27 protein-coding genes are annotated in these 25,270 nt (G+C 75.0%); 15 read left to right on the top strand and 12 right to left on the bottom strand.

Annotated elements, in window-relative coordinates; genetic code table 11:
* Positions 1–30: 30 nt before the first annotated feature.
* From ACZ6PY_RS26810 to ACZ6PY_RS26800, 3 genes are all read right to left on the bottom strand, one after another.
* Complete coding sequence (locus ACZ6PY_RS26810; RefSeq protein ID WP_089011966.1) at positions 31–753, bottom strand: AIM24 family protein; 723 nt, start codon at positions 751–753, stop codon at positions 31–33.
* 94 nt (positions 754–847) lie between these two features.
* On the bottom strand, positions 848–1,192 hold the full coding sequence (locus ACZ6PY_RS26805; protein WP_466077093.1) for a metallopeptidase family protein: 345 nt from the start codon (positions 1,190–1,192) through the stop codon (positions 848–850).
* An 87-nt stretch (positions 1,193–1,279) separates the two neighbouring features.
* Positions 1,280–1,708 (bottom strand): OsmC family protein, encoded by a 429-nt coding sequence (locus tag ACZ6PY_RS26800; RefSeq protein ID WP_466076774.1) that lies wholly within the window; start codon positions 1,706–1,708, stop codon positions 1,280–1,282.
* A gap of 119 nt (positions 1,709–1,827) precedes the next feature.
* Between ACZ6PY_RS26800 and ACZ6PY_RS26795 the strand changes: the two genes are divergently transcribed.
* From ACZ6PY_RS26795 to ACZ6PY_RS26785, 3 genes are all read left to right on the top strand, one after another.
* The gene (locus ACZ6PY_RS26795) at positions 1,828–2,568 is read left to right on the top strand and encodes a hypothetical protein (protein WP_466076771.1); all 741 of its coding nucleotides are present in this window, start codon (positions 1,828–1,830) and stop codon (positions 2,566–2,568) included.
* A 223-nt stretch (positions 2,569–2,791) separates the two neighbouring features.
* Complete coding sequence (locus ACZ6PY_RS26790; protein ID WP_466076768.1) at positions 2,792–3,613, top strand: HAD family hydrolase; 822 nt, start codon at positions 2,792–2,794, stop codon at positions 3,611–3,613.
* On the top strand, positions 3,613–4,425 hold the full coding sequence (locus tag ACZ6PY_RS26785) for an HAD family hydrolase (RefSeq protein WP_466076765.1): 813 nt from the start codon (positions 3,613–3,615) through the stop codon (positions 4,423–4,425). Before ACZ6PY_RS26790 ends, ACZ6PY_RS26785 begins: the two co-directional genes overlap by 1 nt.
* A 12-nt stretch (positions 4,426–4,437) precedes the next feature.
* On the opposite strand, the gene ACZ6PY_RS26780 is transcribed toward ACZ6PY_RS26785, so the two are convergent.
* Positions 4,438–5,031 carry a bacterial proteasome activator family protein gene (locus tag ACZ6PY_RS26780; protein ID WP_466076762.1) on the bottom strand — a complete coding sequence of 198 codons (594 nt, stop codon included), beginning with the start codon at positions 5,029–5,031 and terminating at the stop codon, positions 4,438–4,440.
* Between the two features lie 85 nt (positions 5,032–5,116).
* Here ACZ6PY_RS26780 and ACZ6PY_RS26775 point away from each other — a divergent pair, with 85 nt between their 5' ends.
* Entirely contained in the window at positions 5,117–5,944 is an 828-nt protein-coding gene (locus tag ACZ6PY_RS26775) for an alpha/beta hydrolase family protein (protein WP_466076759.1), read from the top strand.
* Between the two features lie 49 nt (positions 5,945–5,993).
* Positions 5,994–7,223, top strand: coding sequence for an ABC transporter substrate-binding protein (locus ACZ6PY_RS26770; RefSeq protein WP_466076756.1), 1,230 nt, complete (start codon positions 5,994–5,996; stop codon positions 7,221–7,223).
* Positions 7,224–7,285: 62 nt separating this feature from the next.
* Here ACZ6PY_RS26770 and ddaH read toward each other — a convergent pair whose 3' ends face one another.
* On the bottom strand, positions 7,286–8,119 hold the full coding sequence (ddaH, locus tag ACZ6PY_RS26765) for a dimethylargininase (RefSeq protein ID WP_466076754.1): 834 nt from the start codon (positions 8,117–8,119) through the stop codon (positions 7,286–7,288).
* A 59-nt stretch (positions 8,120–8,178) separates the two neighbouring features.
* Here ddaH and ACZ6PY_RS26760 point away from each other — a divergent pair, with 59 nt between their 5' ends.
* Complete coding sequence (locus ACZ6PY_RS26760) at positions 8,179–8,637, top strand: Lrp/AsnC family transcriptional regulator (protein WP_091265141.1); 459 nt, start codon at positions 8,179–8,181, stop codon at positions 8,635–8,637.
* Positions 8,638–8,701: 64 nt separating this feature from the next.
* On the top strand, positions 8,702–9,658 hold the full coding sequence (locus ACZ6PY_RS26755; RefSeq protein WP_466076743.1) for a zinc-binding dehydrogenase: 957 nt from the start codon (positions 8,702–8,704) through the stop codon (positions 9,656–9,658).
* Positions 9,659–9,682: 24 nt separating this feature from the next.
* Here ACZ6PY_RS26755 and ACZ6PY_RS26750 read toward each other — a convergent pair whose 3' ends face one another.
* From ACZ6PY_RS26750 to mobA, 3 genes are all read right to left on the bottom strand, one after another.
* Positions 9,683–10,783: a T3SS (YopN, CesT) and YbjN peptide-binding chaperone 1 gene (locus ACZ6PY_RS26750; protein ID WP_466076738.1), complete on the bottom strand. Its 1,101-nt coding sequence runs from the start codon at positions 10,781–10,783 to the stop codon at positions 9,683–9,685.
* An 87-nt stretch (positions 10,784–10,870) separates the two neighbouring features.
* Entirely contained in the window at positions 10,871–11,128 is a 258-nt protein-coding gene (locus ACZ6PY_RS26745; protein ID WP_466076735.1) for a DUF6457 domain-containing protein, read from the bottom strand.
* Entirely contained in the window at positions 11,125–11,724 is a 600-nt protein-coding gene (mobA, locus tag ACZ6PY_RS26740) for a molybdenum cofactor guanylyltransferase (RefSeq protein WP_466076732.1), read from the bottom strand. The genes ACZ6PY_RS26745 and mobA overlap by 4 nt, the downstream gene beginning before the upstream one ends.
* 66 nt (positions 11,725–11,790) lie before the next feature.
* Between mobA and fdhD the strand changes: the two genes are divergently transcribed.
* On the top strand, positions 11,791–12,645 hold the full coding sequence (gene fdhD, locus ACZ6PY_RS26735) for a formate dehydrogenase accessory sulfurtransferase FdhD (RefSeq protein WP_466076729.1): 855 nt from the start codon (positions 11,791–11,793) through the stop codon (positions 12,643–12,645).
* 5 nt (positions 12,646–12,650) lie between these two features.
* Here the strand turns inward: fdhD and ACZ6PY_RS26730 are convergent, their stop codons facing one another.
* Complete coding sequence (locus tag ACZ6PY_RS26730) at positions 12,651–13,661, bottom strand: DUF4192 domain-containing protein (protein ID WP_466076726.1); 1,011 nt, start codon at positions 13,659–13,661, stop codon at positions 12,651–12,653.
* Between the two features lie 162 nt (positions 13,662–13,823).
* Between ACZ6PY_RS26730 and ACZ6PY_RS26725 the strand changes: the two genes are divergently transcribed.
* From ACZ6PY_RS26725 to ACZ6PY_RS26705, 5 genes are all read left to right on the top strand, one after another.
* Positions 13,824–14,738, top strand: coding sequence for a fructosamine kinase family protein (locus ACZ6PY_RS26725; protein WP_466076723.1), 915 nt, complete (start codon positions 13,824–13,826; stop codon positions 14,736–14,738).
* Entirely contained in the window at positions 14,735–15,751 is a 1,017-nt protein-coding gene (gene moaA, locus ACZ6PY_RS26720; protein ID WP_466076720.1) for a GTP 3',8-cyclase MoaA, read from the top strand. The genes ACZ6PY_RS26725 and moaA overlap by 4 nt, the downstream gene beginning before the upstream one ends.
* A 3-nt stretch (positions 15,752–15,754) precedes the next feature.
* Positions 15,755–16,000 carry a MoaD/ThiS family protein gene (locus ACZ6PY_RS26715; protein WP_466076717.1) on the top strand — a complete coding sequence of 82 codons (246 nt, stop codon included), beginning with the start codon at positions 15,755–15,757 and terminating at the stop codon, positions 15,998–16,000.
* Positions 16,001–16,020: 20 nt separating this feature from the next.
* Positions 16,021–17,394 carry a metallophosphoesterase gene (locus ACZ6PY_RS26710; RefSeq protein ID WP_466077090.1) on the top strand — a complete coding sequence of 458 codons (1,374 nt, stop codon included), beginning with the start codon at positions 16,021–16,023 and terminating at the stop codon, positions 17,392–17,394.
* 94 nt (positions 17,395–17,488) lie between these two features.
* Entirely contained in the window at positions 17,489–20,686 is a 3,198-nt protein-coding gene (locus ACZ6PY_RS26705) for a UvrD-helicase domain-containing protein (RefSeq protein WP_466076714.1), read from the top strand.
* A 49-nt stretch (positions 20,687–20,735) separates the two neighbouring features.
* Here ACZ6PY_RS26705 and ACZ6PY_RS26700 read toward each other — a convergent pair whose 3' ends face one another.
* Both ACZ6PY_RS26700 and ACZ6PY_RS26695 read right to left on the bottom strand, forming a co-directional pair.
* Positions 20,736–21,404: a prepilin peptidase gene (locus tag ACZ6PY_RS26700; RefSeq protein ID WP_466076711.1), complete on the bottom strand. Its 669-nt coding sequence runs from the start codon at positions 21,402–21,404 to the stop codon at positions 20,736–20,738.
* Positions 21,405–21,415: 11 nt separating this feature from the next.
* Positions 21,416–22,423: an EamA family transporter gene (locus tag ACZ6PY_RS26695; protein ID WP_466076708.1), complete on the bottom strand. Its 1,008-nt coding sequence runs from the start codon at positions 22,421–22,423 to the stop codon at positions 21,416–21,418.
* An 86-nt stretch (positions 22,424–22,509) separates the two neighbouring features.
* On the opposite strand from ACZ6PY_RS26695, the gene ACZ6PY_RS26690 reads away from it, so the two are divergent.
* Together ACZ6PY_RS26690 and ACZ6PY_RS26685 are read left to right on the top strand one after the other, a co-directional pair.
* Positions 22,510–23,268, top strand: coding sequence for an LppU/SCO3897 family protein (locus tag ACZ6PY_RS26690; RefSeq protein ID WP_466076705.1), 759 nt, complete (start codon positions 22,510–22,512; stop codon positions 23,266–23,268).
* Positions 23,269–23,404: 136 nt separating this feature from the next.
* Complete coding sequence (locus ACZ6PY_RS26685) at positions 23,405–24,640, top strand: ATP-binding protein (RefSeq protein ID WP_262285047.1); 1,236 nt, start codon at positions 23,405–23,407, stop codon at positions 24,638–24,640.
* A gap of 7 nt (positions 24,641–24,647) precedes the next feature.
* On the opposite strand, the gene ACZ6PY_RS26680 is transcribed toward ACZ6PY_RS26685, so the two are convergent.
* Positions 24,648–25,193 carry a GNAT family N-acetyltransferase gene (locus ACZ6PY_RS26680; RefSeq protein WP_466076701.1) on the bottom strand — a complete coding sequence of 182 codons (546 nt, stop codon included), beginning with the start codon at positions 25,191–25,193 and terminating at the stop codon, positions 24,648–24,650.
* Between the last annotated feature and the right edge of the window lie 77 nt (positions 25,194–25,270).

Here is a 25,270-nt window from a genome sequence, read left to right as displayed (position 1 = left end):
CCCGGAGGAGGCGCCCCGCACACCCGGTGGTCACTGCAGGAGGCCGCCGAGCAGGCCGCCCTGCTGCTGCTGGGCGCCGCTGCCCTGCACCGGAGGCTCCTCGGAGGGCTGGACCACGACGAAGCCCTGACCGGCGAAGCTCATGGTGAACGCCTCGCCGGTGCTCCGGCCGAGCAGCGTGCCCAGGCCGAGCTGCTCGGCCCGGTGGTAGCCGGTCTGGAGGTTGGCCGACCAGCAGACCGCGGCCTGCGGGTCGACGTACGTGGGCTGGTCGACGTTGAGCACGACCGGGGTGCCCTTCGTGGTGATCGCGATCCGGCCGTGGCCGGTGAAGACGCAGTTGAACAGGCCGGACGAGGACGCCATCCCGGCGCCGCCGACCATCTTGATGTCGTACTGGAGCGTCGAGTCGAAGGCCAGCACGCTGGAACCGTTGATCGACAGCGCGTCGCCGGGCTCCAGGTCGATGATGTGCACGTCCTTGGCGAGCTCGGCGAGGAAGACGTCGCCGCGCCCGGAGAGCTTCATCAGCGGCACGCCCTCACCGGTGAGCCGCTGCTTGATGAACTTGCCGATGCCGCCGGAGCCGAGGGCCTGGAACTGCACCTGACCCTGGTACGCGACCATGGACCCGACGCGGGCCATCGCCTCGCCGTTCAGCTCGATCTTCAGCATCTTGGAGTTCTGCAGCCGCATGCCCGGCTGCTGGGACTCCTTCTCAAGGTTCTCCGCGGAGAACAGCGCGCTGCGCATGGGTTTCCTCCTGCATCGGGATGTGCCTGCACCGGAGGTTAGGGGACCCGCGCAACAGCGGGGATCGGCCAAGCGGGGCGCGCCGCGGGCCCGGTCAGCCCCAGCCGAGGGCGTGCAGGCGCTCGTCGTCGATGCCGAAGTGGTGGGCGATCTCGTGCACCACCGTCACGGCGACCTCGTCCACGACGTCGTCGTCCGTGTCGCAGATCCCCAGGATGGGGTTGCGGAAGATGAGGATGCGGTCCGGCAGCACGCCGGCGTAGTCCCAGCCCCGCTCGGTGAGCGCGTGCCCCTCGTAGAGCCCGAGCAGGTCCTCGCCCGGCGGCGGGTCGTCCTCGACCAGGATGACCACGTTGCTCATCAGCCCGAGCAGCTCCTCGGGCACCTCGTCGAGCGCCTCGCCGACGAGCTCCTCGAACCGCTCCCGGCTCATCTCCACGGCCACGCGGCCCGGTCACCCCTTCACGGTCGGCACGCGGCGCGGCAGGGGCGCCCAGGCCGGGCACCCCTGCCGCGCCGGGCGCGGTCAGCCCAGGCGGGCGTTCAGCGTGATCTGCGCGCCGGGGGAGAGCAGTCGGGAGATCGGGCAGTTCTCCTTGGCCGCCTCGGCCAGCTTGGTGAACTCGGCCTCGTCCAGGCCCGGGACCTGGCCGACGGTCTCCAGGTCGATCCGGGTCACGGTCATGCCCGCGTCGGTCTTGTCGAAGTGCACCTTGGCGGTGGTCTCCACCGAGGTGTCGGTGGCGCCCGCGTCGGCGAGCTGCTTGGAGAGGGCCATCGAGAAGCAGCTGGCGTGCGCGGCGCCGATCAGCTCCTCGGGGTTGGTGCCCTCGCCCTCCTCGAAACGGGACTTGAAGGAGTAGTTGCCGGACAGGCCGCCCTTGCCGGTGCGGACGGTGCCGGACCCCTCGGTGAGGTTGCCCTGCCAGCGAGCGGAAGCGGTACGGATAGGCATGGCACCGACGCTAACGGAAAGCGGCCGCCCCCGCACCGGCCTGTGGCCCTTGTGGTCCCCGTCATCCCGTGCCGGCCGTGTCATGATTCGGGGCAGGCCCGCGTACGGGAAGGTGGCCGATGTCCCAGGATCTCCCCATCCCCAGGCAGGACAACCGGTCCGACGACACGACCGTCGTGGAGTGGGGCGACGCCGAACCGGCCCCGCCCGGCCGCGTCGGGCGCTCGCTCGCCGGCCTGGGCCGGGACCACCGCCTCCCGCCGGTGCTCGCCGGTCTCGGCGCGGTGGCCGCGGTCGCCTCGCTGATCGGCGAGTGGCTGGTGATGACCGTGCCCGACGAGGGCCCGGACGGGAGCAGCACGGTCCGGCTCCCGAGCGGGGTCGCGGAGGTGGGCGGCTTCGGGGTGGCGTACCTCGTGGGGTTGCTCGGCCTGGCGGTCGCCGTGGCCCTGGCGCTGCGCGGCGCGCCGGCGGTGCGGCAGCACGCCCGGATCGCCGGTCTCGGCCTCGCGGCGGGCCTGCTGGCCGTGCTCGTCGCGACCGCCTCCTCCCTCCAGGAGGTGAGCCGCCGCGCCCTCTTCTTCCCGACCGAGCAGCGGTTGCAGGTGGAGCACGGACGTGGCCTGGTCACCGCCTTCCTCGCCACCGTGCTGCTGGCCGCCGCGCTGCACCTGTCCGGCCGGGCCGCCGCGCCGGCCGGCCGGGCGGACGAGCGCCGGGCGGGGCCGGCCGACGGGGAGCCGGACGGCTGGTCCGGCCGCGGCCGGCGCCGGGCCACCGAGGACGAGCTGCCGCCGGCCCCGGCCGACCTGAGCGTGCAGCCCACCACGCCCTTCGCCCGGCCCGAACCGCCCCGCTGACCGGCCGTCGAGCAGGGCCGTTCCCCGACCCGGAACGCCCGGCGTGAGCCCTGCGCAGCCAGCCGCAAGGGACACCGGACGGCCGCCGCGGGTTGGTGTCCGATTCGCCGAAAAGCCATGGTTGCGACCCGTTCCGCGAGATACGGTTGCTGCCCGCCGTCCGGTGGCCGCGGCACCGAGGACCTGGACGGCCGACGCGACGGCGGCGGGCGAAGGAGGAACCATGACCCGCCCGGGCCTGCCCAAGCTGATCGCCACCGACCTCGACGGCACGCTCGTCCGCAGCGACGAGACCGTCTCGGCGTACACCCACGAGGTGCTCGACCGGGTGCGGGCCGCGGGGATCCCGGTGGTCGGCGCCACCGGCCGGGGACCCCGCCTGACCGAGCTGACCCGCAACGACATCCGTGCCGCCGACTTCCTCGTGATGGCCGGCGGGGGCCGGGTGGTCGACCAGAGCGACCCGGCGGGGCCGCTGGTGCTGCGCGACGAGCGGCTGTCGGGCAGCGTGCTGGCCCGGATCCTGGCCGACCTGGAGGCCGCCGTCGGTCCGCTCACCGTCATGGTGGAGGCGTCGGACGAGCCCGACGCGCCGCTGTGGGGCGACTACCACCCGAGCTGGCCCTACCCGGACCGGTTCGAGGCGCGCAGCCGGGCCGAGTGCCTCTCCGGGGACGTGCTCAAGGCGTTCGCGCGGACCGCCGACCACCACGTGGACGAGCTGCTGGCGGCGGCCCGCCGGATCGTTCCGGCCGGGCTGGCCACGCTCACCCAGGCGGGGCTCGGCTTCGTCGAGATCTGCCCGCCCGGGGTGGACAAGTCCACCGGGCTCAGCGTGGTCGCCGAGCGGCTCGGCGTCGACCCCGCCGAGGTGCTGGTCTTCGGCGACCAGCCGAACGACCTGCCGATGTTCGCGTGGGCCGGCTGGGGCCGCGTGGCGGTGGCCAACGCGCACCCGGAGGTGCGGGCCGCGGCCGACGAGATCACCCTGCGCAACGACGACGACGGCGTCGCGGTCTACCTGGACCGACTACTCTCCCGGTGATGGGAGAGGCACCTCGGCTCGTCGCGACCGACATCGACGGCACGCTGCTCCGGGACGACCGGACGCTCAGCCCGCGCACCGCGGCGGTGCTGGCCCGGATCTCCGCGGCGGGCACGCCGGTCGTGCTGGTCACCGGCCGTCCCATCCGCTGGCTCCAGCTCGTGTACGACCAGCTCGCCGAGCCGCTGCCGGCGATCTGCGCGAACGGCGCGGTGGTGTACGACCCGGTCACCGACGAGGTGCTCCGCGCCGACCCGCTCGCCCCCGAGCTGCTGGCCGAGGTGGCCCGGCGGCTCCGGGCCGAGGTGCCCGACGTGAGCTTCGCGGTGGAGATCGTGGACAGCCGGCAGATGCGGCACGAGGCGCACTACCCGCTGCGCTGGGACGCCGACGCCGAGGCGATCCGGGCCATCGAGTCACCCGAGGAGCTGCTCGCCGCCCCGGCGGTGAAGCTGCTGGCCCGGGCCGGTGAGCAGGACCCGGACGTGTTCGTCCGGGTGGTGGCCGGCGCCCTGCAGGGGCTGGCCGAGGCGACCCACTCGTCGTACAGCGGGCTGGTGGAGATTTCCGCCGCCGGTGTCACCAAGGCGGCCGGCCTGGCCTGGTACGCGACGCGGCTCGGCATCGACGAGCGGGAGGTGCTGGCCTTCGGCGACATGCCGAACGACGTGCCGATGCTGACCTGGGCCGGGCGGGCGGTGGCGGTCGCCAACGCCCACCCGGCCGTCCTGGCGATCGCCGACGAGGTCACCGGGGCGAACACGGAGGACGGTGTGGCCGCGTACCTCGAACAGGTCTTCGGGGTGGCCTGAGCGGCCGGCCGGTCAGAGGTACTGGCCGGGGGTGTGACCCTCGTTGCCCTGCGGCATGCCCGGCATGCCCGGCACCATGCCGCCGCCCGGGCCGCTGGGCAGCGCCTGGCGGCCGGAGCGCATCTGCTCGAGCTGGACCCGGGCGGCCATCTGCTGGGCGACAAGCGCGGCCTGGATCCCGTGGAACAGCCCCTCCAGCCAGCCGACGAGCTGGGCGTGGGCGATCCGCAGCTCGCCCTCGCTGGGCGCCTGGTCCTCGGTGAAGGGCAGCGAGATCCGTTCCAGCTCCTCGCGCAGCTCGGGGGCGAGGCCCTCCTTCAGCTCGACGATCGAGCGCTCGTGGATCTCCCGCATCCGGTTCCGGCTGGCGTCGTCCAGCGGCGCCGCCTTGACCTCCTCCAGCAGCTGCTTGATCATGCTGCCGATCCGCATCACCTTGGCGGGCTGCTCGACCAGGCGGGTCGGATCCTCGCCCTGGCCCTCGTCGGTCTGCACCGTGCCGACCGGCCGGCCGTCCGGCCCGACCACCACCACGGTGCCGGGGATGCCATCGTTGCCCTGTTCGTCGTCCTGTCCGGCGAAGCGCGCTTCGGTCATGGGACCCATCTTTACCCACCTCCACCACGCGCACGCGCCCGGTCCGGCTGCCGCGCCGGGTACCACCCGGCCCGGGCGCGCTACCGTCGCCGTCATGCCCGCAGACCCGCGCGCCGTACTGACCCGGCCGGCCCCGCCGCCGGACGCCACCGTCGCCTACGGCGACCACCCGGACCAGTGCGCCGACCTGCGCCGGCCGGCCGGCGACGGGCCGCCCCGCCGGCTGGTGGTCGTGGTGCACGGCGGTTTCTGGCGGGCGGAGTACGACCGCACCCACACCGGCCCGATGGCGGCGGCGCTGGCCGCGCTCGGCCACCCGGTCGCCCAGGTCGAGTACCGGCGCACCGGCCAGCCGGGCGGGGGCTGGCCCCACACGCTCACCGACGTGCTGGCCGGGGTGGCGGCGCTGCCCGGGTTGGCCGCGGCCGCGCTGCCCGGCGTGGTGGCACCCGCCCCACCGATCGTCGTGGGCCACTCGGCCGGCGGGCACCTGGCGCTGTACGTCGCCGCGCACGCCCCGGCCACGGTCGGCGGTGTGCTGGCGCTGGCGCCGGTCGCGGACCTCGCCGAGGCGTACCGGCTGGATCTGGACTCCGGCGCGGTGGCCGCGCTGCTCGGCGGCGGCCCGGCCGATGTCCCGGACCGGTACGCGGCGGCGGATCCATCGGCGTTGGTGCCGATACGAACACGTACAGTAGTCATGCATGGACTTCTCGACCGGCAGGTCCCGATCGCCATCAGCCGGTCCTGGGTGGCGGCCGCACAGGCCGCGGGCGGTCCGGCCACGCTCATAGAGCTGCCCAATTGCGAGCATTTCGGGCTGATCGCGCCGGACTCGGCGGCCTGGCCGCGGGTGGTCGACGCGTTGCGGTCGCTTCACGATGATCTTCCGGGCATTGACGCAGCGTCGCCGAGCAGGTAGAACGCCGAGGGGGCGTTGCACCCTGGCCGCTCCATCGGGAAGGAAATCGGTGTCACAGATGAACCGCAGGCGGGCGCTACAACTGCTGGCCGCACTGGGTACCACCGGGCTGGCGGCGGGCTGTGGCTCCGGAACCGACACCGCCGACGAGGCGAAGCCCGGCAGCCCGATCAAGATCGGTCTGATCGTCCCGGGCAGTGGCCCGAACAAGGTCATCGGGGACGAGATCACCAACGGCTTCCAGATGTTCCTCACCCTCAACGAGGGGCAACTCGGCGGCCACCCGGTGACGCTGGTGCCGGCCGAGGAGGGCGACACCGCCAAGACCGGCCAGGCCGCCGTCGACCGGCTGGTCAAGGAGGGCGTGCTTGCGCTCACCGGCGTGGTCAGTTCCGCCGTGATGCTGGGCATCCGGGACGCCGTGGAGCAGGCGCGGATGCCGCTGATCGGCTCCAACGCCTCCCCCATCAGCCTGCAGAGCGTCGTCTACATCTGGCGGACCTCCTACGTGCTGAACGAGCCGGGCGAGGCGCTCGGGCAGTACCTGCGCGACAAGCTGGACGCGTCCAGCCGGATCGCCATCTTCGGCACCCAGGGACAGAGCAGCCGGGACGTCATCGACGGCCTCCGGCGCGGCTACGAGCAGGGCGGCCGCCGGCTGGCCGACGACCCGATCCTCACCCCGGACTACCCCAACCCCGGCAAGGGCGCCTACACGGGCTCGATCAACAAGGCCCTGGACCGGCGGCCCGCGCCCGACGCGGTCTTCTGCCACTACTCCGGGGCGCAGGCGGTGCAGTTCGTCAAGCAGCTCTACGCCGCGGGCTACCGGGGCCCCGTCTACGCGCCCGGCTTCCTCACCGAGGGCACGGTGCTCGGCCAGCTCGACGACGGCGAGAAGGGCGAGGAGCGGGGGCTGATCGAGAGGTACGGCATCGAGACCGCGCTGAACTACTCGGCCGACCTGAACAACACCGCCAACCGGGTGTTCGCCTCGGCGTACCGCAAGACCTACAACGTCTCACCCACCACCTACGCGATGGCCTCCTACGACGCCGCCCAGGTGCTGGACAAGGCGATCCGGCTCGTCGGTGACAACCCGACGCCGCAGCAGGTCAACCTGGCGCTCGGCAAGATCGGCCAGATCGACAGCCCGCGCGGCGCCTGGCAGTTCAACCAGTCGCGCACCCCGCAGCAGAAGTGGTACCTGCGCCGGGTCCAGCTCGACGGCCGGATGCTCGCCAACGTCGTGATCAACGAGCTGGCGACGCTCGGCTGATCCACCCCCCGTACGGGAACGGGCGGCCTCCCCCCTCGGGGAGACCGCCCGTTCCCGTACGTTCAGTGGCGCAGCTCGGCGATGCAGCACTTCACGCTGCCGCCGCCCTTCTTCAGCTCGGCCAGCTCGACCGGGACCGGGTGGTAGCCGGCCGCCTTGAGCTTGCCGGCCAGCCGGGTCGCCTCGCTGTTCAACACCACGTTGAGCCCGTCGCTGACCAGATTGAGGCCGAAGGCCAGGGCGTCCTCGTCGTCCGCGACCACCGCGTCGGGGAAGAGCTGGGTGAGCACCTTCTGGCTGGCCGCCGAGAAGGCGCCCGGGTAGTAGACGATGTTCTCGTCGTCGATCGAGGCGAGCGCCACGTCCAGGTGGTAGAAGCGCGGATCGACCAGGCGCAGCGAGACCACCGGCCGGTGGAGCGCCTCCTGCGCCTCGGCGTGCGCGGCCAGCTCGGTGCGGAACCCGTGGCCGGCGAGGATCAGCCCGCCGTGCGCCTCCGGCAGGTAGGCGAAGTCACCCTCGCCCTCGTTGGTCTCGCTCGGCGCGATGAACCGCCAGCCGTTCTCCTCGTAGAACGCCCGGTGCGCGGCGGCCTCGGCGGCCCGCTGCTCGTGCTTGAACTGCGCGCCGTAGACCGTGCCGTCCACCACGAACGCGCCGTTGGCGGCGAACACCATGTCCGGCAGCCCGCGCCCCGGGGTGAGCAGGTGCACCTCGTGGCCGAGGCCGACCAGGGTCTCGCGCAGGCGGTCCCACTGCTTGACCGCCAGCTCGGCGTCGACCGGGGCGGTCACATCCATCCACGGGTTGATCGCGTACTCGACCGCGAAGTGCTCGGGCGAGCACATGAGATATGTCCGCTTTCGCGGGACTCGCTGCTGGTTCACGGTCACCAAGAGTAGGTACGGTACAACTTTGGTAACAGCCACAACCATTGCTTCCCAGAGGCGGAACGTTGCAGATAGACGCGGTCGACCAGCGAATCATTGCGTTGCTCGTGGCGGATGCTCGCGCCTCGTACGCGGACATCGGCACGCGGGTGTCACTCTCCGCCCCCGCCGTCAAGCGCCGGGTCGACCGACTCCGATCCGCGGGGGTCATCCGGGGCTTCACCGCGGTCGTTGACCCGGCCGCCGTCGGCTGGACCACCGAGGCGTTCGTCGAGCTGTTCTGCGCCGGCCGGACCACCCCCGCCCAGATCGGCGCCGCCGCCCGGAGGCATCCCGAGGTGGTCGGCGCGTACACGGTCTCCGGCGAGGCGGACGCCCTCGTACACCTGCGGGCCGCCGACATCGCGCACCTGGAGGAGGCGCTGGAACGGCTGCGGGCAGAGTCCTTCGTCACCTCGTCCCGCAGCACCATCGTCCTCTCCCGGCTGGTCGAGTCCCCCGGCGTCGGCCCCTCCTCCGCTTGACCTGAACCGCACTTCAGGTCGTCAACTGGGACCGGACGTACCGGGGCGGCAAACGGGAGGCGACGTGCGGGCGGTGTGGCTACGGGAGTTCGGCGGGCCGGAGGTGCTGGTCCCCGGACCGGCGCCGGATCCGGAGCCCGGCCCGGGACAGGTGCTCGTCGAGGTGGCGCACGCGAACATCACCTTCGTCGAGACGATGTTCCGGGCGACCGGGTTCGGCCCGTTCGCCGCGACGCTGCCGGTGATCCCGGGCAACGGCGTCGGCGGGACGATCACCGCGGTGGGCCCCGACGCCGATCCGGCGCTCATCGGCCGGCGGGTGGTCAGCACCACCGGCGGCACCGGCGGGTACGCCGAGCGCGTGGCGGTGGACCAGGGTGCGCCGCTCCCCGTACCGGACGGGCTGCCGCTGGACGCGGCCGTGGCGCTGCTCGCCGACGGCCGGACCGCGCTCATGCTGGCCCGGGCGGCCGCGCTGCGGCCCGGCGAGCGGGTGCTGGTCGAGGCGGCGGCCGGTGGGGTGGGCGGCCTGCTCACCCAACTCGCCACCGCGGCCGGCGCCCGGGTGGTCGCGGCGGCCGGCGGGCCCCGCAAGGTCGCCCTGCTCCGCGAGCGCGGTCTCGACGCGGCGGTCGACTACCGGGAGCCGGACTGGACCGACCGGGTCCGGGCGGCCGTCGGCGGGGTGGACGTGGTCTTCGACGGGGTGGGCGGCTCGCTCGCCCGGGCGGCCTTCGACCTGCTCGACCGGGACGGGCGGATGGTCAGCTTCGGGCTGGCCGGCGGCGCCTGGGCGGACGTGCCGGAGACGGAGGCCGCCGCCCACGGGGTGACCGTGCTCCGCCCGCGCGCCACCCCCGACGAGCTGCGCGCCCTCACCGAACAGGCGCTCGCCGAGGGGGCCGCCGGCCGGCTCCGGCCGCTCATCGGGCAGCGGTTCCCGCTGGAGCGGGCCGCCGACGCGCACGCCGCCATCCAGGCCCGCGCCACGGTCGGCAAGACCCTCCTCGACGTGCGCTGACGCCGCCGGGCCGTGCCGCCGCCGTCAGAGGTACATGCCGGTGCGGTGCTCCTGGCTGCGGGCCGGCTTGTCCCCCTCGCCGAAGAAGCGCTTGCCGCCGAACTCCCCGTGCAACCGGTCGTCCAGCTCGTCGGCCAGCCCGGTCATCACCTGCACGGCGAGCATCAGGTGGGTGGCCTGGAAGTTCCGGCCGAACACCGGGATCGAGGCCCACACGGTGTCGTCGGCGCAGTAGAGCCGGCCGATCGGCATCCGGTTGGTCAGCTCGGAGAGCTTCACGTAGAGACGCTCGGTCGGCTCGACCTCGGTGAGCACCGGGGAGAAAACGTCGACCAGGGGCGGATTGTCGCGGACCCGCACGAAGACCATCGCCGAGCCGGCGCGGATGTTGATGTCGCCGTCCGAGTCGACCTGCACCTGGTCGGCCTTGGACTTCAGCATCGTGGAGACGACCGTGCGGACCCGCTCCTCCAGGGCCAGCACGTCGTTCTCGCCCGCCTGCGCGGATGCCGCGGCAGCCAGCGCCTCGTCGAGGTCGGCCTCCACGTCGCGGTCCGGGCCGAACTCGCTGCGCGCCGTGCCGAGCGGCTCCTCCGGCAGCGGCTCCCCCTCGGCGTCGTGCACCAGGTAGACCAGGAAGGCGGGGTGCGGGGCGCCGTAGACGTCGCGGAGCGTCCGGGACAGCACGGCGGACAACCGCGTCGCCTCGTCGGCGAGACAGTCCAGGCCGAACTGCTCACCGGAGCCCGCCACCACGCCGGGCGGGGACCAGCCGAGCGCGATCATGTCGGCCACCGCGGCCCGGTCCAGCCGGTAGCCCTGCGGCAGGGTCGCGTTGCCGACCGCCCGCGCCGAGAGGCGGCCCTCCTCGCCCGCGTCCACGCTCACCGAGTAGACGGCGTCACCGGTGCCGGAGGCGGTCGGGTCGAGGGTGACCTCCAGGTGCGCGCCGGCGGGCAGCCGGCGCAGCCGGTCGGCCAGCGCGCGGGCGAACTCCCGCCAGGCCTCGGTCACCTTGGCCCGCAGGTCGGCCGTGGTGGGCTCGTCCAGCAGGATCGACTCCTGCTGCTCCGGCGTCGCGCCGGCGGGCTCACCAGCCGGCGCCGAGGGGTGGTCTGCCGTCATGATCGCCTCCGTCCGTCCTCGCCACCCTACCCACGGACGACGGGGGCCCAATCACCCCGACCGGCATCGGACAGCGGGCCGGAGGCACTAGTCGGCGGGGGCGGTCCCGTCCAGCTCCACGGGCCACGCGCCGGCCAGCGCGCCGAGCCGGGCGGCCGCCGCGGCCGGGTCCGCGCCGCGGCCCACGGCCACCCCCAGCAGGTACGCGGTGACCGGCGCCCCCGGCCGCAGCACCTGGTGCGCCACGTCCTTCGCCAGGTCGAGCACTGTCGGCACCGGCACCTCGGCCGGGTCCAGCCCCAGCTCGGCACAGGCCGCCGTGACCCAGTCGTCCATCACCGTCATCGCGTCCACTCCTCGGCCCGCCGTACGTCCTCGTCAGTGTCGCAGTCGAACCACGGCGGCGGCCCGGACCAGGACCAGGACACCTCCCGCACGGTCGTGCCGGTCAGCAGGCCGCGCACCGGCGCCCCGTCGACCGTGCCGCCGCGCTCGGCGGCGAGCCGGTCCAGTGCGGCCCGGAGCGCGCTCACCCGCCACACCGCGCAGAGCTGCTGCCGGCGCCCGCCGTCGTCGACGTAGCACGCCATCCCGGCGGCCGAGCCGTCGAGGGCGCCCCGCAGCTCGGCCACCGCCGCGGGCGTGAGCAGCGGCAGGTCCGCCGCGAGCAGGGCGACGGTGGTGGTGCCGGGGTCGAGCAGGGCCAATCCCGCCGCGGTCCCGGCCACCGGGCCGCCGCCGGGCGGCTCCTCGCGGGTCACCCGCACCCCCTCGGGCACCGGGCCGGCCGGGCCGACCACGATCCGCTCGCCCGCGTCGGCCACCGCCGCCAGCACCCGGTGCAGCATGGGCCGGCCGCCGACCGGCCGGGCCGGCTTGTCCACCCCGCCCATCCGGCGGGCCGCGCCGCCCGAGAGCACCACCGCCGCGTACGCCGTCACCGGCCCACGGTAACCGCGGCGGCGTCGCCGTGCGGGTGGGCCGGGGCGCGGGGCAGGATGGGCGGCATGGGACGGGCGACTGACCGGCGGGGCGTGCTCCGGATCGACCTCGACGCGGCGGCCGACGGGCGGGCGCGGATCCGCCGACAGGACAGCCTGGCGGTGGAGGAACCGCTGGAGATCCGGGTCGGCGGGCCAGGCCCCGGCCGGCGCAAGCCGCTCGCGGTGACCATGCGCACCCCCGGCGACGACCTGGACCTGGCGATCGGCTTCCTGCTCACGGAGGGGCTGATCCGGTCGACCGACGACGTCCGCACCGCGCAGCTCTGCGCCGGGGCGGAGACCCCCAACACCTACAACGTGGTCGACGTGGTGCTGGCCCCCGGCGTGCCGGAGCCCGTCACCGACCCGGCCCGGAACTTCTACACCACCAGCTCGTGCGGGGTCTGCGGCAAGGCGAGCATCGACTCCGTCCGGACCCGCTCGCAGTTCGCCGTCCGCGAGGACCCGCTGGCGGTGACCGCCGAGCTGCTCGCCGGGCTGCCCGACCGGCTGCGCGCCGCCCAGCGCGCCTTCGACCGCACCGGCGGTCTGCACGCGGCCGGCCTCTTCACCGCCGGCGGTGAGCTGGTGGTGCTGCGCGAGGACGTCGGCCGGCACAACGCGGTGGACAAGGTGGTCGGCTGGGCCGTCCGGGAACGCCGGCTGCCGCTGGCCGGGCACGTGCTGCTGGTGTCCGGCCGGGCGAGCTTCGAACTGACCCAGAAGGCGTGGATGGCCGGCGTCCCGCTGCTCGCCGCGGTCTCCGCGCCCAGCACGCTCGCCGCCGACCTGGCCGAGGAGGCCGGGATGACGCTTGTCGGCTTCCTGCGCGGCGGGACCATGAACGTCTACACCGGCGCCCAGCGCGTGCCCGGCTGAGCCGGTCACCGGCGGGGACGGCGCCGCCGGCGGCGCAGCACCGTGCCGGCGGTCGCCGGCCAGCCGTCCAGCTCGGACGGGGACATCCCGCGCCGGAGCGCGTCGTCGAGGAGCACGGCGAGCGGGTAGCGCGGATGTGCGGCGAGCACCCGTTCCAGGGCGACCGCCGCCAGGGCGCCGTGCCCGGCTCGCCACGCGGCGAAGGCCAGGAGGCAACCCGGGGCGGCGATCAGCTCCGGCTCGGCCCGGCGCAGCACGTCGGTCCAGAGGCCGATGTCGGCGTCCCGGCCGTCGGTGCGGGACCAGGCGTGGTCACGGACCGGAAGGTGGGTGAGGAGGACGGTCAACCAAGCCACCTCGTCGTCGCCCAGGCGCTCGCCGCGCCGGTGCCGCCGGAACGCGTCGCGCACCGCCGCCACCCCCGCGGACGTGACCGCAGGGCCTCCGGCGAGCCCGGCCAGCCGGCCGCGGGCCCGGGTGGTAGCACGGCACATGGCCACCCGCACCGGCCCGCCGATCGGGGCGACCTGCGCGGCCAGCGCGGCACGGTCGGGGAGGGCGACCTGACCGGCGAACACGGCCGCCGCGCTGACCGGGCTGGCCGCCGGGTCGTAGGGGGTGCCCTCGGGCGGGCAGCAGGCCGGCTCGGCGCAGAGGTAGGACCACCAGCGCCCCTCGGTCACCCGGAGCGCGTCGAGGACCACGAGCCCGGCCCGGTCCAGGGCCTCGCCGACCGCGTCGACAGCCCCGGTGACCCGGGAGGCCGGGCCGTAGCCGAGCACGGTGGCGGCGTCGGCGCCCTGGCGGGCCACCACCTCGGCCAGGTGCCGCGCGGCCGGACGCGGATCGCTGCCCGGCTCGGGCAGGTCGCCCCGCGCCGCGAAGACGACCCGCCGGCCGCGCACCGCCACCACCACGACGCTGTCGGCGGGATGGAAGCCGAGCAGGTACGGCACGGCGGCCACGAGGTCGGCGGGCGAGCGGACGGCGAGGCGGGGGCGCTCCGTGGAGTTCATGCCGGGAGCGTGCGGCGCACGGGCGTCGGCCCGACAGGCCCTGTGGACGACACGCGGGTTGTCCACAGACACGGAGAGTATCGGGCCAGGTGGGCGAGGAACGGCACACCGCTGAGCCGTGCACGGCCCCCGCCGGCCGCGCCGACCGGCTACGTTGCGCTCATGGACCTGGCGTACCTGCGGGCACACCCGGAGCACCTGCCGACCTTCCTGACCCACCAGCGGATCCGGGAGACGCCGGTCTCCGGCGGGGACATCTGCGCCGCGTCCCGGCTCACCCTGGACGACGGGCATTCGGTCTTCGCCAAGACCTGGCCCGAGCACGCGGAACGGGCCGCGCCCGAGGGCTTCTTCACCGCCGAGGCGGCCGGGCTGCGCTGGCTGCGCGAGGCCGGCACGGTCGCCGTACCGGACGTGGTGGTGGCGCTGCCCGAGTTGCTGGCGCTCGACTGGGTCGAGCCCGGCGAGCCGACGCCGGAGGCGGCCGAGCTGTTCGGCCGGGAGCTGGCCGGGCTGCACCGGGCCGGCGCCCCCGCCTTCGGCGCCGAGTGGCCCGGGTTCATCGGCGCGCTGCCGCAGGACAACGCGCCCGACCCGGGCCCGTGGTCGGCGTGGTTCGCGCGGCGACGGCTGCTGCCCTACCTGCGGATGTCGGTCGACAACGGCGCCCTCACCACGGCGGAGGCCGGCCCGGTCGAGGAGCTGGTCGACCGGATCGCCGAGTTCGGCGGCGACGAGCCGCCGGCGCGGATCCACGGCGACCTCTGGCCCGGCAACCTCCTGTGGGGCATCGACGACCGGGTCTGGCTGGTGGACCCCGCCGCGCACGGCGGCCACCGCGAGACCGACCTGGCCCAGCTCGCCCTCTTCGGCGGCCCGCCGCACCTCGACCGGATCACGGCCGCCTACCGGGAGGCGTGGCCGCTGGCCGACGGCTGGCGGGAGCGGGTGCCGCTGCACCAGCTCCACCTGCTGCTGGTGCACACCGCGCTGTTCGGCGCCGCGTACCGGGCAGCGGTGGACTCCGTCGCCCGCGCCGCACTGCGCGGCGCCGGACGCGCTACGGTCGACGGGTGACCGCCGCCCCGACGACGACCGACGGGGTCCTCGTCGACCGCTACGGCCGGATCGCCCGGGACCTCCGGGTCTCGCTGACCGACAAGTGCAACCTGCGCTGCACCTACTGCATGCCCGCCGAGGGGCTGCCCTGGCTGGCCGGGCCGCAGCTGCTCGACGACGACGAGATCGTCCGGTTGATCGGGGTGGCCGTGCAGCGGCTCGGCGTCACCGAGGTGCGCTTCACCGGCGGCGAGCCGCTGATCCGGCCCGGCCTGGCCCGCATCGTGTCGGCGGTGGCCGCGTTCGAGCCGCGCCCGCGCATCTCGCTGACCACCAACGGCATCGGCCTGGACCGCCTCGCGCCCACCCTGCGCGCCGCCGGGCTGGACCGGGTCAACGTCTCGCTGGACACCCTGGACCGCGCGCGGTTCGCCGACCTGACCCGTCGGGACCGGCACGCCGACGTGCTGGCCGGGCTGGCCGGCGCGGCGGCGGCCGGGCTGACCCCCGTGAAGATCAACGCCGTGCTGATGCGCGGCGTCAACGACGACGAGGCGCCCGCGCTGCTCCGCTTCGCCCTGGCTCACGGCTACGAGCTGCGGTTCATCGAGCAGATGCCGCTGGACGCCCAGCACGGCTGGGACCGGTCGACCATGGTCGTCGCCGACGAGATCCTCGCCGCGCTGCGCGCCGAGTTCGCGTTGACCGCCGACCCGGGCGAGCGTGGGGCGGCCCCGGCCGAGACCTGGCTGGTGGACGGCGGCCCGGCCCGGGTCGGCGTGATCGCGAGCGTGACCCGCCCGTTCTGCGGCGACTGCGACCGGACCCGGCTCACCGCCGACGGTCAGGTCCGCAACTGCCTCTTCGCCACCGAGGAGTCCGACCTGCGCGGCGCCCTGCGCGCCGGGGCGGACGACGAGGAGCTGGCCCGGCGCTGGCGTGCCGCGATGTGGGGCAAGCGGGCCGGGCACGGCATCGACGACCCCACCTTCCTGCAACCCGCCCGCCCCATGTCGGCGATCGGAGGCTGACCGGTGCAGCTCACCGTCCGCTACTTCGCCGGCGCGCGGGCCGCGGCCGGGCGCGCCGAGGAGACCGCGGCCGCCGGCCGGTCGCTCGACGCGCTCCTCGACGAGCTGACCGAGCGGCACGGCGAGCGGCTGGCCGTGGTGCTGAAGGCGGCGAGTTTCCTGGTCGACGGGGTGGCCTGCCATGATCGTCAGGCACCGCTGCCGGCCGGGGCGACGGTCGACGTGCTGCCGCCCTTCGCGGGCGGCTGAGGGAGGCTCCCGTGTTGGCGATGGCGTCGTTCGTGGGCTTCGCCGTGCTCGTCACCGCCCTGATCCACCTCTACCTGTGGAAGCGGCTGGTGCGGGACACCACCCGTCCGGGCCGCGTGCGCAAGGCCGGCGGGGTGGTCGCGCTGCTGCTGGCGCTGCTGGTGCCGGCCACCATGGCGGGCACCCGCAGCGGCGCGCAGTGGCTGGCGTGGCCCGGCTATCTCTGGCTGGCCCTGATGTTCTACCTGCTGGTACTGCTGCTGGTCCTGGAGGTGCCCACGGCGGTCGTGAAGCTCGTGCTGCGCCGCCGCGAGCGCGCCGCCGCCACCGCTTCCGAGCCGGCGCTGTTCACGGCCGGATCCACCGCCGGTCGGGGGGACACCGCCGTCGGGCAGGACCCGGTGCCGGCCGGCCGCGCGTCGGCGGCGCCCGTCGCGCTCGCGGACCCGCCGGCCGGGCCGCCGGAGGCGCCGGCCGGCGAAGGCGCCCCCTCGGCCGGCGGTCCGGGCGATCCGCCGCCCGGCACCGACACCCCGGCCGCCGCGCCGGACCACGACCCGTCCCGCCGGTTGCTGCTGGCCCGGGGGGCCGCCATCTTCGCCGGGCTCACCGCCGCGAGCGTCACCGGGTACGGGGTACGCACCGCCATGGGACCGCCCCGGCTGGACCGGGTGCAGATCCCGCTGGCCAAGCTGCCCCGCGCCATGGACGGGCTGCGCATCGCGACCGTCTCGGACATCCACCTCGGGCCGCTGCGCGGCCGGGCGCACACCGAGCGGATCGTCGCGATGATCAACCGGCTCGACGCCGACCTGGTGGCCGTCGTCGGTGACCTGGTCGACGGCTCGGTGGCCGAGCTGGGCCCGGCCGCGGAGCCGCTGCGCGACCTGCGCTCGCGTTACGGCAGCTTCTTCGTCACCGGCAACCACGAGTACTACTCCGGTGTGGAGGAGTGGGTGCGCGAGGTGGACCGGCTCGGCCTGCGGGTGCTCCAGAACGAGCGCCAGGAGATCCGGGCGCGGGGCGGCGTGCTCGACCTGGCCGGCGTCAACGACGTCACGGCCGCCGGCACCGGGCTGGCCGCCCCGGCCGACTACGCCGCCGCCCTCGGCGACCGGGACCCGTCCCGCCCCGTGGTGCTGCTGGCCCACCAGCCGGTGGCCGCGCACGAGGCGGCGAAGTTCGGCGTGGACCTCCAACTGTCCGGGCACACCCACGGCGGCCAGATGGCACCGTTCAACCTGCTGGTGAAGCTCCAGCAGCCGGTCGTCTCCGGCCTGGGCGAGGTGGACGGCACCAAGGTCTACGTCACCAACGGCGCCGGCTTCTGGGGCCCGCCGGTCCGGGTGGGCGCGCCGCCGCAGGTGACCCTCGTCGAGCTGCGCGCCCCATAGCGCGTCCGGGCCGCCCGGTCCAGCACCGCATTGCTCAGGTCACGCGTACGCGTGGCGGCGGGCGGCCGGAGGACCGGGCGTGACAGGATGCGGCGTGCCTCCGTTCAACGCCGCACCCCCCGGTGGCCCCCCGTCGTTCGTCGCGGACCTGCACATCCACTCGAAGTACTCGCGCGCGTGCAGCCGTGACCTGACCCTGCCGAACCTCGGCTGGTGGGCCCGACGCAAGGGCATCGGCGTCCTCGGCACCGGCGACTTCACCCACCCCGCCTGGTACGACCACCTGCGCGAGACCCTCCACCCGGCCGAGCCCGGCCTGTACCGGCTGAGCCCGGAGGCGGAGCGGGACATCGCCCGGCGGTTGCCGCCCCGGCTGGCCAGTGCGGCGGAGGCGGACCCGGTCCGGTTCATGCTCAGCGTGGAGATCTCCACGATCTACAAGCGGGACGACCGGACCCGGAAGGTGCACCACCTCATCTACCTGCCGGACCTGGACGCGGTGGCCCGGTTCAACGCGGCGCTGGGGCGGATCGGCAACCTGGGCTCGGACGGCCGGCCGATCCTCGGGCTGGACTCCCGCGACCTGCTGGAGATCACGCTGGAGGCCAGCCCGGACGGCTACCTGGTGCCGGCGCACATCTGGACGCCCTGGTTCTCCGCGCTCGGCTCGAAGTCCGGCTTCGACGCCATCGCCGACTGCTACGCCGACCTGGCCGAGCACATCTTCGCCGTGGAGACCGGCCTCTCCTCCGACCCGGAGATGAACTGGCGGGTCGGCAGCCTGGACCGCTACCAGCTGGTGTCGAATTCGGACGCCCACTCGCCGCCCGCGCTGGCCCGGGAGGCCACCGTGCTCGACTCGGCGCGGGACTACTTCGCCATCCGCGAGGCGCTGCGCACCGGCGACGGGCTGGCCGGCACCATCGAGTTCTTCCCGGAGGAGGGCAAGTACCACGCCGACGGGCACCGGCTCTGCGGCGTGAACTGGTCCCCGGAGCGCACCCGGGAGGCCGGCGGGCGCTGCCCGGAGTGCGGGAAGCCGCTGACGGTGGGCGTGCTGAGCCGGGTGGCGGAGCTGGCCGACCGGCCCGAGGGGCACCGGCCGGCCCACGCCCGCGAGGTGACCCACATGGTGCCGCTGGCCGAGATCCTCGGTGAGCTGAACAAGGTCGGCGCGCGCTCCAAGAAGGTCGAGGGGAAGCTCCACGAGCTGATCGCCGCGCTGGGCCCGGAGCTGGACATCCTCACCCGTACCCCGCTGGACGAGATCGGCCGGGTCGGCGGTGAACTGCTCGCCGAGGGCATCGGCCGGCTGCGCCGCGGCGACGTGCGCCGGGTCCCCGGCTACGACGGCGAGTACGGGGTGATCACGCTGTTCGACCCGGCCGAGCTGGGGTCGCCGACCGGGGGCGCCGGCCAGGACACGCTCTTCGACGTACCCGTGCCCGTGCCCGCGCAGCGGAAGCCCGCGGAGCCGGCGGCGAAGCCCAGGGCCCGGCGCCCGGCGGCGGCCAAGGCGGAGCCGAAGCGCAAGCCCGCCCCGCCGCCCCCGCCACCGATCGCGCCGGCGCCCTCCCCCCACGAGCCGTTCGAGCCGATGCTCGCCGGGATGGAGGAGGTCGGCACCGGGCTGCTGGACCGGCTCGACGCGATGCAGCGGGTGGCCGCCTCGGCGCCGGGCGGCCCGCTGCTCATCGTGGCCGGCCCGGGCACGGGCAAGACGCGGACGCTCACCCACCGGATCGCGTACCTCTGCGCGGAGCTGAACGTCTTCCCGGAACAGTGCCTGGCGATCACCTTCACCCGGCGCGCGGCCGAGGAGTTGCGGCACCGGCTGGACGGGTTGCTCGGCCCGGTGGCGGAGGACGTCACGGTCGGCACCTTCCACTCGCTGGGCCTCACCATCCTGCGGGAGAACGCGCCGGCCGCGGGACTGCCGGCGGACTTCCGGATCGCCGACGACGCCGACCGGGCCGCCGCCCGCGCGGAGGCCGGCGAGGACGACGAGCGGTACGCCGGGCTGCTGCGCAAGCGGGACCTGGTCGACCTGGACGAGCTGCTCACCCTGCCGGTGGCGCTGCTGAGGGGCGACAAGAAGCTGGTCCGGGAGTACCGCGAGCGCTGGAAGTGGATCTTCGTCGACGAGTACCAGGACGTCGACGCCGTCCAGTACGACCTGCTCCGGCTGCTCAGCCCCGCCGACGGCAACCTCTGCGCGATCGGGGACCCCGACCAGGCGATCTACTCGTTCCGGGGCGCGGACGTCGGCTACTTCCTGCGCTTCTCCCAGGACTTCACCGACGCCCGGCTGGTCCGGCTGAACCGCAACTACCGCTCGTCGGCGCCGATCCTGGCCGCCGCCGTGCAGGCCATCGCGCCGTCGTCGCTGGTCCGTGGCCGCCGGCTCGACCCGGCCCGGCTCGACCCGGAGGCCCCGCTGGTCGGTCGCTACGCCGCGACCTCCGTCGCGGACGAGGCCGACTTCCTGGTACGCACCATCGACGACCTGGTCGGCGGCCTCTCCCACCGTTCGCTCGACTCGGGCCGGATCGACGGGCGGGCCACCTCGCTGTCGTTCTCCGACATCGCGGTGCTCTACCGCACCGACGCGCAGGCCGCGCCGATCGTGGACGCGCTGGCCCGGGCGAACATTCCCGTGCAGAAGCGCTCGCACGACCGCCTGCGTGACCGGCCGGGCGTGACCGCCATCGCCCGCGAGCTGCGGCACGCCGGGCTCGACGGTTCCCTCACCGCCCGGGTACGGCTGGCCGGCCAGGTCCTGGCGGAGCGCTTCGCCGTGCCGACCCTCGACGGCTCCGGCGCGGTACGCCCCGAGGACGTCCGCACCGCGGTCGACCTGCTCACCCCGCTGGCCCGGCGCTGCGGCGACGACCTGGAGCTGTTCCTCGCCCAGCTCGCCACCGGGGCGGAGGTGGACGCCCTCGACCCGCGTGCCGAGGCGGTCACCCTGCTCACCCTGCACGCGGCGAAGGGGCTGGAGTTCCCGGTGGTCTTCCTGGTCGGCGCCGAGGACGGGCTGCTGCCGCTGCGCTGGCCCGGCCGGGAGCCGGACGACGACGCGGTTGCCGAGGAGCGGCGGCTCTTCTTCGTGGGGCTGACCCGGGCGCAGGACCGGCTCTACGTGAGCCACGCGGCCCGGCGTACGCGGCACGGGTCGGAGCGCGAGTGCCGCCCCACCCCGTTCCTCGACGTGATCGACCCGGGCCTGTTCGAGCGCTTCGGCGACACCGAACCCCGCCGCCCCAGGGACCGCCAGCTCCGGCTGATCTGAGCGGTTGACACCGGCTGGGTGGCGGCAACTCGGCACAGCCGGGCCCGGGTCAGGCGAGCAGGACCGCCAGCCACGCGCCGGCGAGGATGGCCGGGCCGAACGGAACGGGGGTGTCCCGGCGGACCCGGCGGGCGGTGAGCAGGGCGAGGACGATCACCCCGTTCAGCAGGTGCGGGAGGAGCAGGCCGAGGCCCAGGGCCGGCCAGCCGAGCCAGCCGAGCGGCAGGCCGAGCGCGGCGGCGAGCTTGACGTCGCCGAAGCCGAGCCGCGAGCGGGGAAGCAGGGCGAGCAGCACGTAACCGGCGCAGGAGAGCGCCGCGCCGGCCAGGGCGACCAGCAGGCGACCCGGCGTGCCGCCGAGCAGCGCCGCCCCGACCAGACCGGTCGCACCCGCGCCCGCGGTGGCGGCCACCAGCCGGTCGGGCAGCCGCAGGCAGGCGAGGTCCACGAGGGCGAGTGCCAGCCCGGGCGCCGCCATCACCAGGAACGCGGGCAGGGCCGGATCACCGCCGCGCGCGGCGGCGAGGCCGCCGAACACCGTCGCCCCGGCCAGCGTCGCGCGGAGCCGGTTTCCGCGGCGGCTTAGCCAGGCATCGGAGGGCGCGTCGCGACGGCCGGTCGAACCTCGCGGGCCGGCGAAGCGGCGGGCGAGCGGCACGGCGGCCCGGCCGGCGAGCGCGCCGAGGAGCGCGACACCCGCCACCAGCCCGGCCGACACGGGCCGGAACGTTACCGGCGGGCCGGCTCCGGGGCCGCCCCGTCGACGGGTGGTGCCGCCGACCGGCGCGGACGCTCGGTGCTCACCACCACGGCGACGCCGACCACGATCACCGCGCCGCCGAGCAGCACCTGCGCGGTCACCGGCTCGGCGACGAACAGCGCGCCGAGCGCCACCGCGACCGCCGGGTTCACGTACGCGTAGGTGGAAACCAGGGAGATCGGGGCGTGGGCCAGCAGCCAGACGTACGCGGTGAAGGCGACCAGCGAGCCGGCCACCATGAGGTACGCCAGCGCGGCCCACGAGCGGCCGGTCACCTCGCCCGGGGAGAAGCCCCGCAGCTCCCCCCGGACGGCGGCGATCACGGCCAGGGCCACCGCGCCGGCGACCATCTCGTAGACGGTGGCCACGAACGGGTCGTCCGGCATCCGCATCCGCCCGGAGAGGTAGGAGCCGACCGACCAGCTGACCGCGCCGGCCACGACGGTCAGCGCGCCGACCATCGGTACGCTCCCCGACCCGCCGCTGGGCAGGACGAGCAGCACGAGACCGACGAAGCCGACGGCGACGCCGGCGAAGGTCCACGGCCGGGGGCGGTCCCCGCCGACGGTCCGCAGCAGCACCACGAGGAGCGGGACGGTGGCCACCAGCAGCGCGGCGATGCCGGAGGGCACCGCGGTCCCCTCCGGGCCGGACTCGGCGAGCACCACGAGGCCGTTGCCGCCGGCCAGCAGCAGCACGCCGACCAGCGCGGCCGAGCCGAGCTGCCGCCGGTCGACGCGGAGCGCCCCCGGACCGCGGCGCAGCCGCAGCACCAGGGCGAGCACCGCCGCGGCCGCGGCGAACCGCATGGCGGCGGAGGTGAGCGGCGGCAGGGATTCGACGGCGACCCGGATGCCCAGGTAGGTCGAGCCCCAGAGCACGTAGACCAGGACCAGCGCGGTCCAGATCAGGGCGGGACGGGCCGGGTTGGCGGCGTGGTCGACGGCGGGCGTCGCACTCGTGGGGCGTGAGCTCATCGGTGGACCACGCTACGGTGACCACGGCGTCGGCGTCCCCTGATGGTGGCCGGCCTCTCAGCACTGGCGTACCCAGGAGGGCGTTCATGTCGAACTTCGGACCACCGGGCGGCGGCTCCCCCGAGCCGTGGGGTGGACGGCGCCCCGACGACGGGTACGCTCCGCCGGCCGATCCCCGCTACGACCCGGGGTACGGCGGGCAGCCGGGCGGCTGGGAGGAGCCGCCGACCCGGCACTACGAGCCGCCCGCCCAGCGCTACGACCAGTCGGCCCCGCGCTACGACCCAGGCCCCGCCTGGAACGCCGGCCCGCCGCCGGCCGCGCCGCCCTACCAGGGTTACCCGGCCGACCCGGGCTACGGCGGCCAGCCGCCGTACGCCGAGCCGGCGCCGCCGAAGCGTGGCCGGGGGCCGCTGCTGGTGGTCCTGGTCGTGCTGGCGGTGCTGCTGCTGGGCGGGGCGGGAGCCTACTGGTTGCTCGGCCGGGACGACGCGGGCGAGGGCGGGACGGCGTCCCCCTCCGCGCCGCCGGCCGCCCCGACCGGGGCCGCGAGCGATCCGGCCGGTGCGCCCACCACCCCGCCGGCCCCGGCCTCCTCGACGGACCCGCGCTTCGTGAAGGCGGGCCAGTGCGTCGCCAACGAGGGCGGCTCCGCCGAGCCGAAGCTGGTGATCACCGACTGCGCGCCGAAGACCTACCAGGTGCTGCGCCGCATCGACGGGTCGACCAGCGGCAAGAAGGACGCCGAGTCGAAGTGCGCCAAGGTCGAGGGCTACACCGACTGGTACTTCTTCGACAGCCGGCTCGACACCCTCGACTTCGTGCTCTGCCTGAAGCGACGGTAGGGCCACGGTAGTCAAAACTAGGGCTGTCTAGCGTGGACGCTAGACAGCCCTAGTTTTGTCTCGACGGGCCGACACGCGGTAGCCGCATCTACGCATGTCTAGCCCCGCCGCTAGACGGCCCGATACTGTGCGATTCGTGGATCCGGTCCGCAACCCCTACGCCCCCGGCGCCGGCCAGCGCCCGCCCGAACTCGCCGGGCGGGGGCGGGAGCTGGACGTCTTCGACGTGGTGCTGGAGCGGATCGCCCGCGGCCGGCCGGAACGCAGCCTCATGCTGACCGGGCTGCGCGGCGTGGGCAAGACGGTCCTGCTGAACACGCTCCGCTCGCAGGCCATCAACCACCTCTGGGGCACCGGCAAGATCGAGGCCCGGCCGGACCAGTCACTGCGCCGGCCGGTCGCCGCCGCCCTGCACATGGCGGTCCGCGAGCTGGCCCCCCGACACCGCGCGCCCGACCGGATCGACGCCTTCCTCGGCGTGCTGAAGGCGTTCGCCCAGCGCGCCGCCCCGGCCGGGCGCGGCGGGGCCGCCCCGAAGCTGCGCGACCGCTGGCAGCCCGGCATCGACGTGCCGGCCAGCAGCGGCCGGGCCGACTCCGGCGACATCGAGATCGACCTGGTCGAGCTGCTCACCGACGCCGCCGCGGTGGCCACCGACGTGGGCACCGGCATCGCGATCTTCATCGACGAGATGCAGGACCTCGGCGCGGAGGACGTCTCCGCGCTCTGCGCCGCCTGCCACGAGCTGTCCCAGCTCGGCGCGCCGCTGATCGTGGTCGGCGCCGGGCTGCCGCACCTGCCGGCCGTGCTCAGCGCCGCGAAGTCGTACTCCGAGCGGCTCTTCCGCTACCAGCGGATCGACCGGCTGGACCGGATCGCCGCCGACCAGGCGCTCTGCGCCCCGGCCGAGCGGGAGGAGGTCGAGTACGAGCAGAAGGCCCTCGACCTGCTCTACGAGAAGTCCGGCGGCTACCCGTACTTCGTCCAGGCGTACGGGAAGGCCACCTGGGACCACGCGCCCCGGTCGCCGATCACCGCCGCGGACGTCCGGGTCGCCGCGCCCGAGGCGGAGGCGGAGCTGGCGGTGGGCTTCTTCGGCTCGCGGTTCGAGCGGGCCACCCCGGCCGAGCGCGAGTACATGCGCGCCATGGCGACGCTCGCGCTGGTCGACGGCGAGGAGGGCGGCCGCGACGACATGGACGCGGCGGTGCCCACCGCGGAGATCGCGCGGGCGCTCGGTCGCAAGCCGGCCAGCCTCTCGCCGGCCCGGGACGCGCTGATCAAGAAGGGCCTCATCTACTCGGGCGAGCGGGGCACGGTCGCCTTCACCGTCCCGCACTTCGGCCGCTACCTGCGCACCCAGCCGGCCTGACCGCGGCTCAGACCTTCGACCAGGGCGGCGGGAAGACCACCTCGCCGGTCGGGGGCGGCGGCTCGTCGCTGGTGGACGGCGGCAGCACCAGCGCCTGCCACGGCTCACCCAGCCCCGACCACGGGCTGGTCAACCCCAGCCGGTCCGCGCGGCCGAACCCGAACCGCCGGTAGTACCCCGGGTCGCCCAGCACCACCACCAGCCGCTCGCCCAGCTCGGTCGCGGCGTCGAGAGCGGCCTGCACCGCCGCCGCGCCGTGCCCGATCCGCTGCCGGTGCGGGGCGACCGCCACCGGGCCGAGCGCCAGCGCCGGCCAGGCGCCACCGTCGGTGCGCACCCGCACCCGGGTGAGCAGCGCGTAACCCACCACCTCGCCGCCGTACTCGGCGACCATGGCCAGCTCCGGGATCCAGGCGTCGCTGCGCCGCAGGTCCTCGACAAGCTCCACCTCGGGCGGGGTGGCCACGTCGGGCCGGGCGAACGCGGCGGCCAGCACCCGGGCGACCGGCTCCTCGTCCGCCGGGTCCTCGGGTCGGAGTCGCAGCGTCGTCACCCGCGCGACCTTACCGCCCGGAGCCGGTCCATCTGCGACGGTCGCTGAAATCGGTACGCTCCGGACGTCCACGTCGG

This window comes from Micromonospora sp. NPDC048907 (assembly GCF_055586885.1).
The sequence above is the reverse complement of the archived record's forward strand: the minus strand, read 5'-3'. Positions and strand labels throughout refer to the sequence as shown.